Origin of the sequence: Peptoanaerobacter stomatis (assembly GCF_000238095.2) — a bacterium.
Lineage (GTDB): Bacteria > Bacillota > Clostridia > Peptostreptococcales > Filifactoraceae > Peptoanaerobacter > Peptoanaerobacter stomatis_A.
On sequence record NZ_JH815226.1, the window covers coordinates 97,483 to 109,631 of the forward strand.

Below are 12,149 nucleotides of genomic sequence, written 5' to 3' on the forward strand. Positions count from 1 at the left end.
ATATGCTTAAACTCCAATATTTTCCGTCTTAATAACAAAAAATCTGTAAAAATCTTGACTTTATAATAAATCAAAAAAAACTTCTAATACATTTTTTCACTCTTCCAAGTATTCTTATGTTTTTAAAATATATTGCGTCATAATTTGAATTTTCCGGTTGGAGTCTTATTCTGTCTTGCTTTTCCATATAAAATCTTTTTACTGTTAAATTTCTATCGTTAATTAAAGCTACCGCTATTTCGCCATTTCTAAGTGTTTGAATTTTTTGTACTATAAGCAAGTCTGAATTATATATACCTGCATCTATCATTGAATCATCATTGGCTTTTGTTATAAAAAAATCTCCCTGACTTATCCAATTATTGGGTATAGGTATGTAATCCTGTATATTTTCTTTATCAAATACATCAAAATCCATATTTCTATATTCTATAAGAGGAAGCAAGGTTATATTATTCTTATAATCATATTCGTCAACTCCATCCACAAGCGTTATCGATCTGTTCTTATTAGACTGCCTATTAATATAATTTTTTTCTTCCAACGATTTCAATATCCTGTGTACAGTAGAAGTAGATTTCAAATCAAGAGATGTCTCTATGTCTGATATAGATGGGGAAAATCCATTTTCAGATAAATACCATTTTATATATTCATATGTTCGTGCTTCATTGGCATTAAGCTCTTTTTTCATATTCTAACACCTCCTCAAAATATTTTTTCTATTGTCCAACTGAAAACCCGATATTGTAAAACTTTATAAAATCAATAAATCTACAAAAATGCAATAACTTTAAAAATTTAATACTTGCTTTTTAAATTTTGTACAATATTAACAGTAAAACAATCCATATTTTTTATAAATTTTTCTTAATCGTTTTAGCTTCTTTAAATTTAAAAATTTTATTTATAACATAATAACATAAAAATATAATTTTATAAATTCTTTTTTGTAAATAACACTATAAATAGCTGATTCATTAATAATATTAACTTAAATTTTTCATATTTTAGTTTAAAGTTAATATAAAAAATAACTTATTTTTTATATTTTTCAAAAATTTTTTTATATAAAAAACTGTAATTTCAAACATTATATGGTATTAACAAAACTTTAAGTAAATTTAAACTATAATTTTAACTTGAGTTTAAGTAGAGAATTTATAATTAATTTATCAAAAACAAACAACAGTCATAAAAAGGGGTGATAATATATGAAAAACACAAATATATTCAAACGTGTAGAACAAAAATATTTAATAACAAAGCAGGAGCAAAAAATTTTATTAGATGCTATGAAAGAACATATGCAAGAAGATGAACACGGAAGAAGTACAGTAATCAGTATATATTTTGATACACAAAACAATCTGCTTATAAGACGTTCAATGCAAAAGCCTGCATACAAAGAAAAACTCAGAATTCGCTCATACGGTATTGCTACACATGACAGCAAAATATTTATAGAACTCAAGAAAAAATATAAATCAGTCGTATATAAAAGAAGAATATCAATGCCTGAAAAAGAAGCTATGGATTATCTTATAAACGGTAATAGGCCTGACAAAAACAGTCAAATATTAAACGAAATTGACTATTTTATAAAAATAAACGAAGGTATCACATCTAAAATGTATATATCTTGTGATAGAGAAGCATATTTTGATATGGAAGATGACAATTTCAGAATAACATTTGATACAAACATAATGTGGAGACAAGATAAGTTGTCCTTATGTGAGCGCCCTTACGGAACACAGATTCTAAAAGATGGTATGGTGCTTATGGAAATGAAATCAGTAAACGGTCTTCCTTTATGGATGACAGACATACTTACAAAAAATCATATATATAAAACATCTTTTTCAAAATATGGAAATGCCTACAAAATGGCAAAAGAAATAAAAGATATGAAAATATTGATATTAAAAGCATCTTAATTTTTTTATAAAATCATTTAATATTATATTTTATAATCATATTAAGCCAATATAAAACTAAAAAAGGCAATTAAATAATATTAATACTACTTAAAAACAAAAAAGAAAGAAGGAAAAAATATGAATATGGCTATTTTCACAGGAGTATTTGAAGATGCTTCGACAACTGCAACAACAGTTGGAATAACAGGTTTTATGACTTGTTTAATATCTGCACTCATAATAGGACTTATAATAGCACTGACATACAAATATAAAAATAAATATTCTAAAAATTTCGTCACAACATTAGCTCTTATGCCAGCTATGGTTTGTGTAGTAATAATGATGGTAAACGGAAATGTAGGTGCCGGTGTTGCAGTGGCAGGTGCATTTTCATTAGTAAGATTTAGAAGTGTTGCAGGAACTTCAACAGAAATAGGTGCAATATTTTTAGCAATGGGTAGCGGACTTATGACAGGTATGGGATATATAGGTTATGCAGCAGTATTTACAATAGTTATATGTATGATGCAAATAATATATAACCATATAGGAATAGGCTCAAAAAAATATGCAGCCTTGGACAAAACGTTAAGAATAGCAATACCTGAAGACCTTGAATACACAGGCTCATTGGATGACTTGTTCCAAGAATACACTACAAGTTGCCAAATGACAAATGTAAAAACTACAGATATGGGAAGCCTATTCAAATTAACTTACAATATAACTTTAAAAACAGAAAATATAGAAAAAGAATTTATAGATAAACTTCGTTGCAGAAACGGAAACTTGGAAATATCAATATCACAACAAGAAAATAATATAAATGAATTATAATTCATTTAAAATAAATATTAATTTATAAAATTTAATTTACATTTAAAAAATAAAATTTCAAATTCGGAGGAAACTAAAATGAAAAGAAAATTAGCAACACTAATATTAACAGCCGTATTGGCAATGAATACGATAGCTTGCTCAGCAACTGCAAAAGCATCTTCAACAACTGTTACAAATACAACAACTTCACAAACTACTTCTCAAACAACTTCCAACAATAGCACTGCAATAGACGCACTCGACTCTGCAAATCTATTTTCTAAAAAAGACAAGGAAATAGAATATGACGAAAAAACAAGCAAAAATATAAAATTAAATAATGAATCTGTAACCATCAGTGAAGAAGGCACATATATATTATCAGGAACAATAACAAACGGACAAGTTATAGTAGATGCACCAAAAGAAGCAAAGATAACATTAGTTCTTGACTCTGTATCTATAAACAATGACACATCAGCAGCTATTTATGTAAAACAAGCTGATAAAGTATTCATAACTCTGGCAAAAAACAGTATAAATACACTGTCAAATAAAAGCGAATTTGTAGCAATAGATGATAACAATATAGACGGTGTAATCTTCTCTAAAGACGACCTTACACTTAACGGTCAAGGCAAGCTAATAATAAATGCCAATTATGGAAATGGCATAGTATCTAAAGATGATTTGGTAATAAAAAACGGTGATTATGAAATAACAGCAGCTAATCACGGTTTACAAGGAAAAGACAACGTAAAAATATCAGATGGAAATATAACTATAAAAGCAACTAAAGATGCAATACATTCAGAAAACAGTGATGATACATCACTTGGATATGTATATATAGGCGGTGGAAATCTGAATCTCACATCAAGCAGTGATGCAATAGACTCATCAAGTATAGTACAAATAGACAATGGAACGATTAATATAACAGCCGATGATGATGGTATACATTCAGACGGAAGACTAATTATAAATGGTGGAAAAATAAATATATTACAAAGCAACGAAGGATTAGAAGGAGAAAAAGTTGATATTACAGGAGGAGAAATAAATGTAATATCTAAAGATGACGGATTAAATGCAACAAGTGGAAGCAGTACAACAAATACTCAAACTCAAAATAATTCACAGTCATCAGAAAGTACGCAAAAACAAAGCAAAAAAGACAGACTATCTCCACCACAATACGGTCAAATGCTAAATTCATCAAACAGACCTGAACCTCCACAAGATGGACAAATGCCTCCACATATGGGAGGAGGAATGGACGAAGTTCAAGAAAACGCATATATAAATATAACAGGTGGAACAATAACTATAAAAGCCGGAGGTGACGGTGTAGACTCTAACGGAAATATCACCATAAGTGGAGGAACAACATATGTTTATGGACCTACTAATGATGGAAACGGCTCATTAGATTATAATGGAGCAGCAACAATATCAAGTGGAACATTCGTAACAGCAGGTTCATCAGGTATGGCTCAAAATTTTGGAAATGATTCAACACAAGGTTCAATTTTATTAAATTTATCTTCAAGCAAAAATGAAGGAACAAAAGTTACAGTTACAAACTCATCAGGAAAAGCCATACTGACATTCACACCTCAAACAAAATACAACTCACTGCTAATAAGCTCACCTGATATAAAACAAGGAGAACAATATACAATAACAGCAGGAGATGAAACTCAAACCGTTGAAATGACAAGTAATATATAGTTCAAACGAAAGACGCAGATAATTCAAACTTCTATTTCGTTATACTGATTAATACTAAAATCTAATAGAACTATGGATATATTTCATAAAATATGATATACTAATATAGGGTGAAAAAAATGCATAAAATTAGTATAGAAGAAGCGAAAAAAATAAGCGAAATGAGAAATACAATTAAAGATAAAAAAGAAGATAAAAGACTACATGCTATACAATTAAGAGGACAAGGGAAAAGTAATAAAGAAATAGCTGAAAAACTTGATACCTCAATTAAAGTAGTAAATAACTGGATATGCAAATACGTAAAAGAAGGAATAGAAGGACTTTTAAGCAAGGGGCAAAAAGGAAATCATAGAAATCTAACATTTGAGCAAGAAGAAGAAATGTTAAAAAAATTTGAAGAAAAAGGCAAAAAAGGACAGATAATAACAGTCAAAGAAATAGAAGAAGAATATGTAAAAATAGTAGGACATAGTATAGGAACAGCACAAATATACTATGTTCTAAAAAGACATGGGTGGAGAAAAGTAATGCCAAGAAGTAGACATCCGAAGAAAGCAAATCAAGAGGTAATAGAAGCCTCAAAAAAATTAACAGTATGGCAGAAGAGTTATTAAACGTTTACCCTGATAAAATAGTAAGAATAATGTTTCAAGATGAAGCAGGTTTTGGAAGGATAAGCAAACCAAAGTATTGTTGGTGCACAAAGGATGTAAGAGCGGAGGTACCATGTCATCACATAAGAGAATATAAATACGCATATGGAGCAGTAGAACCACAAACAGGAGAAAACTTCTTTTTAGTAATGCCATACTGTGATACAAATAATATGAACGTATTTTTAGAAGAATTATCGAAAGAATATAAAGAAGATATAATATTATTAGTATGTGATGGGGCAATATGGCACAAATCAAAGACATTAAAAATACCTCAAAACATAAAGATAACACATATACCACCATATACACCAGAGATGAATCCCATAGAGCAAATATGGAAACAAATTCGTCAGATGGGATTCAAAAATGAAGTATTTAGAACACTAAATGAAGTAGTAGACAGATTATGTGACACAATAAATTTATTAACAAAAGATATGGTAAAAAGTATCACAAGAAGAGAGTGGATAAAATCCATAGCTTAAATAGAGTTTAGTATAAAAGGATATTAATATAAAAAGCAAAATAATCTATTAAAAACGATACAATATATAAACCTTTTATAAGGTAATTAGTATAAAAAAAGTGTACCAAGTAAAATGTGGTACACTTTTTTTATTAAAAGTATTTTATTCAAGAATATATAATACTATTTTATTTTTTCAATGCTTGCATTTACTTCTTCGAGCATTTTTTCAAATTTTTCTTTTTTTGCTTTCTCTTCATCTATCAATTTTTGAGGTGCTTTTGCAATAAATCCTTCGTTGGCAAGTTTTTTTACCACTCTGTCTATCTCGCTTATGAGTTTTTCTTTTTCTTTTTCCAATCTTTGAAGCTCTTTTTCAAAGTCTATTAACTCGCCTGTAGGTATATATAGATTTGCAAATTCTGTTATCACTTTTATAGTATCGCTTGGAAGTTTGCTTTCATCTTCAAATATAACCTCTGTTGTTCCTCCAACTGCAATAAAATATTCTATTCCTTTTTCAAACAATTCTTTTTTACTATCATCCTGCATAGAAATATATAGTTTTGCTTTTTTTGATGGAGGTATATTCATATTTGCTCTGGCGTTTCTCATCTTAGTTATAGAATTTATTATGTTGTCCATAACTTGTTCTTCTTGAGGATAATTTCTGCTTTCATCATAAACACACCAATCTGATACTATAATCATTGTATCAGGATTCAAATGCCCCCATATCTCCTCTGTGATAAACGGCATAAACGGATGAAGTAATTTTAATATATCTTCCAGAACGGATTTCAATGTGAAAAGTGCGGCTTGCTTTGAAATTTTATTTTCACTGTTATATAGTCTTGGTTTCACTATCTCTATATACCAATCACAAAACTCGTTCCATGCAAAATCATACACCTTGTTTACAGCTATGCCAAGCTCATATTTATCCAAATTCTGTGTCATTTCTCTTGCTACCGTATTTGCCCTTGACAATATCCATTTATCAGAAATTTCTAAGTTGTTTTCTATATCTTTATCTGACAATGCCACATCTTCATCTAAATTCATAAGGATAAATCTTGCACTGTTCCATATTTTATTGGCAAAGTTTCTTGAAGCTATAACTCTTTCTTCATAATATCTCATATCATTTCCGGGGCTATTTCCTGTTGCAAGTGTAAATCTTAGTGCATCAGCTCCGTATTCATCTATTACTTGAAGAGGATCTATACCATTTCCAAGAGATTTACTCATCTTTCTGCCCTGTGAATCTCTTACAAGTCCATGTATAAACACATCTTTAAACGGTACTTTGTCTGTTATAAAAAGAGATGAAAACACCATTCTTATAACCCAAAAGAATATTATATCATAGCCTGTAACAAGTGTATTTGTAGGGAAGAAATGATTAAACTCTTTGGAATTTTCAACCCAACCGAGTGTTGATAAAGGCCATAGAGCTGATGAAAACCAAGTATCAAGTACATCCTCGTCCTGTTTTATATTTTTTGAACCGCATTTTTCGCATTTTTCTACCTTAGTTTCCGATACTTGCATATGATTACATTCTTCACAGTAATATGCAGGTATTTGATGTCCCCACCAAAGTTGTCTTGATATGCACCAATCTCTTATATTTTCAAGCCAATTCAAATATATTTTATCAAATCTGTTCGGCACTAAATTAAGCTCACCATTTTTTAATGCTTCTATTGCCGGTTTGGCAAGCTCATCCATTTTTACGAACCATTGTTTCGATGTCATAGGTTCTACAACTGTATGACATCTGTAACAATGTCCTACATTGTGTGAATGATCTTCTATCTTAACTAATTGTCCTAAATCTTCAAGGTCTTTTAATATCTGTTTTCTACATTCATATCTGTCCATACCTTGATATTTTCCGGCATTTTCATTCATACTGCCGTCTTCATTCATTACGAGTATTTGTTCTAAATTATGTCTCAATCCTACCTCAAAATCGTTAGGATCATGGCAAGGCGTAATTTTCACTACACCTGTACCGAACTCCATATCAACATAATCATCAGCTATTACTGGTATAATTCTATTTAATATAGGCAGAATAACATTCTTGCCTACTATATCTTTGTATCTGTCATCATTTGGATTTACGGCAACAGCTGTATCACCAAGCATAGTTTCAGGTCTTGTTGTAGCTATCTCCACCACTCTATCAGAATTTTCTATCTTATAGTTTATATGATAAAAATGCCCTGATGACTCTTCATGATCCACTTCAGCATCTGAAAGTGAAGTTTTGCAATCCGGACACCAATTTATTATTCTATTGCCTTTATATATATAACCTTTTTCATATAATCTTACAAAAAATTCATTGACAGCTTTATTACAACCCTCGTCCATTGTAAATCTTTCTCTCGACCAGTCGCAAGAATCACCGAGCTTTTTCATCTGCTCAACTATTTTGCCGCCAAACTCTTCTTTCCAGTCCCATGCTCTTTTCAAAAACTCTTCTCTGCCTATTTCTTCTTTAGTTTTTCCTTCTTCTTTTTTTATTTTCTCAACCACTTTTACTTCTGTAGCTATAGATGCGTGGTCTGTACCGGGTTGCCACAATGTATCATAACCTTGCATTCTTTTAAATCTTATGAGTATATCTTGAAGTGTATGGTCAAGCGCATGGCCCATATGAAGCTGACCTGTGATATTAGGTGGAGGAAGCACTATCGAATAAACCTTATCTGTGTCTGTTACCTTACATTTAAAATAACCTCCGTCTTCCCATTTTTTATATATCTTTTCTTCAAAATCTTTCGGTGTATATTTTTTTTCTAAATTTTGCATAAAAATATCTCCTAATTTTATAATATTTAAGTTTAAAAAGTGTTTTTTATTATATCAGTTTTTTATAAAATTTTATATATAGTTTTTTTATTTGTTTTTATCTTTTATTTTAAATAATATTTAATACATATATTTTCTTTTAATAATCATCTCATAGCACCATATCAAAGCTACTATACCTATTGTCGATATCAATGTTAGAAGTATTATCCCTAATTCAAGTTTAAAGAATGAAATAAAGGCGGTTACAAAATATAATAAGCCATATGCCTTCCACATCTTAGCATTCGCATTATTATAGGCCTTTATATCTTTAACTTTATTTGGATCTATAACCTCTCCTGACCAAAACCACATAGGCTTTTCAAGTTTGCTTGCAAATACGCCTATACTGTAAAATACAGTGCTACAGATAAGTGATATTACCATCATTATTAAATCTTGACTTTCCATAACTTCCTCCCCATATGTGACAAAAAACTGAAACTAAGTAAAGTGTTTATTTATATAATCTCCTATAGTTCAACAACTGCATCAAAACATAATTTTAACGCTAAAGAAATACTGCCTGCTCCCCAATTTCTATCATTGTGATTGTCTATATTTGCCAATGTATCTGCTGTAAACAATATTTGACCGAATTCAGCTTTTCTAAATTCTGCACAAGCCATAAGAGCTGAACATTCCATTTCTACTACGCCAAACCCTTCTTGTTTTCTATATTCAACCATATCTTTAGTTTCTCTGTAAAATCCGTCTGTACTCCAAGTTTTACATTTTTGATATGATATTTTATTTTTCAAAAATGCTCTTTCAATCGCTGCTACTGCGTTCTTATTTGCACATATTGTCCTTTTTGGTGGTAAATAATGATATGACGTACCTTCATCTCTTAATGCTTCAACAGGAATCAAAAATACATTTTCTTCAATATCTGTTAACGTCCCACAAGAACCTGACGAAATTATTTTTTCAGCTCCATATCCTATTAAAAAATCCAGTATCTGTACTGACGCTGATGCTCCTACCGGTGCCTGACACAAACAAATATCTTTTTCTTTGTATTTGAATATATATATGGGATATATCTTTGTTATACTTATAAACTCTCCAATTTGCTCTAAACTCATTTTCTTTGCAAATTTTTCTATTTCATCTCCAAGAAATGCAAATACTGCATATTTAGGAAAACTGTATAAGCCTGCTCTATTTGGCATAATAACTGATTTTTCGTTATCATCATACTCCAATATAGGAATAGAATTTTTATAAATTGCCATGATATGCCCTTTCTTTTTATTATATCTTTTCCCAATATTTGCTATATGTTTTTCTAAAACTGATGGCTTCTGCTATGTGATTTTGTTTTATTTTTTCACTTTGCTCCATATCTGCTATAGTTCTTGCTACTTTTAAAAGTCTATGATAACTTCTTGCAGTAAGTTTCGATGATTTAAAAAACATCTGAATCAACTTTTCTGCATCACTTTCCAATTTGCAATAATATTCTATATGTTTGGAATTCATCTGAGAGTTATAATTTATGTTTAAGTCTTTAAATCTTTCTTTTTGAACTTGCACAGCAATATACACACCTTTTTTCAGTTCCTCGGATGACAGCTCTTCAGTACCATTGTTTGTCAAATCATCATAAGGTATAGGAGTAGTTTCTACAAATATATCCATTCTGTCAAGTATAGGCCCGGATGCTTTTTGTAAATAGTCATGTATCTTTTTTTCAGTACAAACACATTCTTTTAAAGGATTCATAAAATTACCACAGGGGCATGGATTGGTCGCCGCAACAAGCAAAAAATTGCTCGGATATGTCAACTTGTAGTTTACCCTTGATATTGTTACAAACTTATCTTCTATCGGTTGCCTCAATCCTTGTATCAATTTTTTATCAAAATTTAAAAACTCGTCCATAAACAGTATACCGCTGTGAGATAAAACCACTTCTCCTGGTATTGCCATTGCACCGCCACCAATAAGTGAAGTATATGTTATCGTATGATGAGGCGAGCGAAACGGTCTGTTCCTAAACACAATATCATCCGGTATTTCTCCTAAAAATGAATAAATCTTGCTCACTTCTATATACTCATCTTCATTTAACGGTGGCATTATTGTATTCATTCTTGATGCCACCATTGTTTTACCGCTCCCAGGACTTCCTATCATAAACAGGTTGTGAAAGCCTGCTGCTGATATTTGTGCAGCTCTTTTTATCGCAGACGAACCTTTTACATCAGAAAAATCTTTTGAGCTCGGTATATTTATGTATGAGCTGAAATCTCCCACTCTTTTAAGTTCTCTTACATCTTGAAGATATTCTATAACTTCATTTATATCTTCGGCGGTATATACATTTATATCCGGTATCATAGATGCTTCTTTTTCGTTGCTTTTAGGAATTATTACATTTTTTATATTTTCATCTTTTACAAGACCTAATATCATTGCCGTTGAGGCTTTTATTTTTCTTAATTTGCCATCTAACGATAATTCGCCTAAGAAAGCTGTATTTTTTATCTTCTCATTGTTCATAGCTACATTTTCGCTTAGTATGGCAAGTGCTATTGGTAAATCATAATGTGAGCCTTCTTTTTTTACATCTGCCGGAGACAGATTTATCACTATTTTCTTTGTTATCGGATAATTAAAAAGTGAGTTTGTTATAGCCGATTTTATCCTGTCTTTAGATTCTTTAACTGCAACAGCCGGAAGCCCTACAATAGTTATACCCGGCATACCTTTACTTATATCCGCCTCCACCGTTACCTTAAATCCGTCTATTCCATATGTACCTGCTGTTATTACTTGACTGAACAAAAAAAACACCTCTTTTGAGTTTGTCAATTTATACTAAATCCTATTTAAATTAAGATATCTTCAAATTATTTCGCTATCAAAATATATTTGATCATCATATTAAAAAATATCTATGTTTAATTTAGACAATAGTATTATTAAATTTTTATTCATAATAAGACAAGATTTTTGAGAATACAATTTTTATATAATTCCCAAAAATCTCAATAATACAACATTCTAAAATATATTTTTACTCTTCGTTTATAACTATATTGCCTTTTCTTATATTTTCCAGATAAAATTCCATTTCTTGCTTACCATATCTTTGAACACTATATCTCTCCGAGTCTATTATACTTCTTATAAGATTAAGTGCATCGTCCAACTTATCGTTGACTACAAAATAATCATAATCTTTCATAATAGTAACTTCTTCAAGCATTCTGTCCAAGCGCTTTTTTATCTGCTCATCACTGTCCTGATTCCTTGTTCTTATTCTATTTTCCAAAACTTCAAATGAAGGCGGAAGTATAAATATCAATACAGCATTTTTATATATTTTTCTGACATTCATAGCCCCTACTATGTCTATTTCCAATATTATATCCTGACCGTTGTCTATCTGTTCTTTTACCCATGCTTTAGATGTGCCGTAATAATTATCAAATACATTTACATATTCAAGCATTTCATCATTGGCTATCATTTTTTCGAAATTTTCTTTTGTAGTGAAATTATATTCTACTCCGTCTCTTTCTCCATCTCTCGGTTTTCTTGTTGTTGTCGAAACAGATAACTTCATATCGTCAAATTTTTTCATATAAGCCTTACATAAAGTACCTTTTCCAACTCCTGCCGGTCCTGATACTACTACTAAAAGACCTTTTTTGTCCATAATTA

The 12,149-nt window shown here is 30.4% G+C and carries 11 protein-coding genes; 5 read left to right on the forward strand and 6 right to left on the reverse strand.

Annotation, left to right across the window (positions count from 1 at the left end):
* Positions 1–70: 70 nt before the first annotated feature.
* Positions 71–694, reverse strand: a complete 624-nt coding sequence (gene lexA / locus HMPREF9630_RS08800; protein WP_009528160.1) for a transcriptional repressor LexA — start codon at positions 692–694, stop codon at positions 71–73.
* Between the two features lie 520 nt (positions 695–1,214).
* Between lexA and HMPREF9630_RS08805 the strand changes: the two genes are divergently transcribed.
* From HMPREF9630_RS08805 to HMPREF9630_RS08825, 5 genes are all read left to right on the forward strand, one after another.
* Positions 1,215–1,940 carry a polyphosphate polymerase domain-containing protein gene (locus HMPREF9630_RS08805; RefSeq protein WP_009528161.1) on the forward strand — a complete coding sequence of 242 codons (726 nt, stop codon included), beginning with the start codon at positions 1,215–1,217 and terminating at the stop codon, positions 1,938–1,940.
* Between the two features lie 120 nt (positions 1,941–2,060).
* Positions 2,061–2,762, forward strand: a complete 702-nt coding sequence (locus HMPREF9630_RS08810) for a DUF4956 domain-containing protein (RefSeq protein WP_009528162.1) — start codon at positions 2,061–2,063, stop codon at positions 2,760–2,762.
* Between the two features lie 78 nt (positions 2,763–2,840).
* Positions 2,841–4,478, forward strand: a complete 1,638-nt coding sequence (locus HMPREF9630_RS08815) for a carbohydrate-binding domain-containing protein (protein ID WP_009528163.1) — start codon at positions 2,841–2,843, stop codon at positions 4,476–4,478.
* A 119-nt stretch (positions 4,479–4,597) separates the two neighbouring features.
* Positions 4,598–5,095, forward strand: a complete 498-nt coding sequence (locus HMPREF9630_RS08820; RefSeq protein WP_009527519.1) for a helix-turn-helix domain-containing protein — start codon at positions 4,598–4,600, stop codon at positions 5,093–5,095.
* Positions 5,077–5,625, forward strand: coding sequence for an IS630 family transposase (locus tag HMPREF9630_RS08825; protein ID WP_009528164.1), 549 nt, complete (start codon positions 5,077–5,079; stop codon positions 5,623–5,625). The genes HMPREF9630_RS08820 and HMPREF9630_RS08825 overlap by 19 nt, the downstream gene beginning before the upstream one ends.
* A 164-nt stretch (positions 5,626–5,789) precedes the next feature.
* Here the strand turns inward: HMPREF9630_RS08825 and HMPREF9630_RS08830 are convergent, their stop codons facing one another.
* The 5 genes from HMPREF9630_RS08830 to gmk all read right to left on the reverse strand — a co-directional run bounded on the left by HMPREF9630_RS08830 (position 5,790) and on the right by gmk (position 12,144).
* Positions 5,790–8,432, reverse strand: coding sequence for a valine--tRNA ligase (locus HMPREF9630_RS08830; protein WP_009528241.1), 2,643 nt, complete (start codon positions 8,430–8,432; stop codon positions 5,790–5,792).
* A 120-nt stretch (positions 8,433–8,552) separates the two neighbouring features.
* Entirely contained in the window at positions 8,553–8,885 is a 333-nt protein-coding gene (locus tag HMPREF9630_RS08835; RefSeq protein ID WP_009528242.1) for a hypothetical protein, read from the reverse strand.
* A 62-nt stretch (positions 8,886–8,947) separates the two neighbouring features.
* Positions 8,948–9,712 carry a nucleoside phosphorylase gene (locus HMPREF9630_RS08840; RefSeq protein WP_009528243.1) on the reverse strand — a complete coding sequence of 255 codons (765 nt, stop codon included), beginning with the start codon at positions 9,710–9,712 and terminating at the stop codon, positions 8,948–8,950.
* A gap of 19 nt (positions 9,713–9,731) precedes the next feature.
* Positions 9,732–11,267, reverse strand: a complete 1,536-nt coding sequence (locus HMPREF9630_RS08845) for a YifB family Mg chelatase-like AAA ATPase (RefSeq protein WP_040465239.1) — start codon at positions 11,265–11,267, stop codon at positions 9,732–9,734.
* 232 nt (positions 11,268–11,499) lie between these two features.
* On the reverse strand, positions 11,500–12,144 hold the full coding sequence (gmk, locus tag HMPREF9630_RS08850) for a guanylate kinase (protein ID WP_009525013.1): 645 nt from the start codon (positions 12,142–12,144) through the stop codon (positions 11,500–11,502).
* Positions 12,145–12,149: the final 5 nt, after the last annotated feature.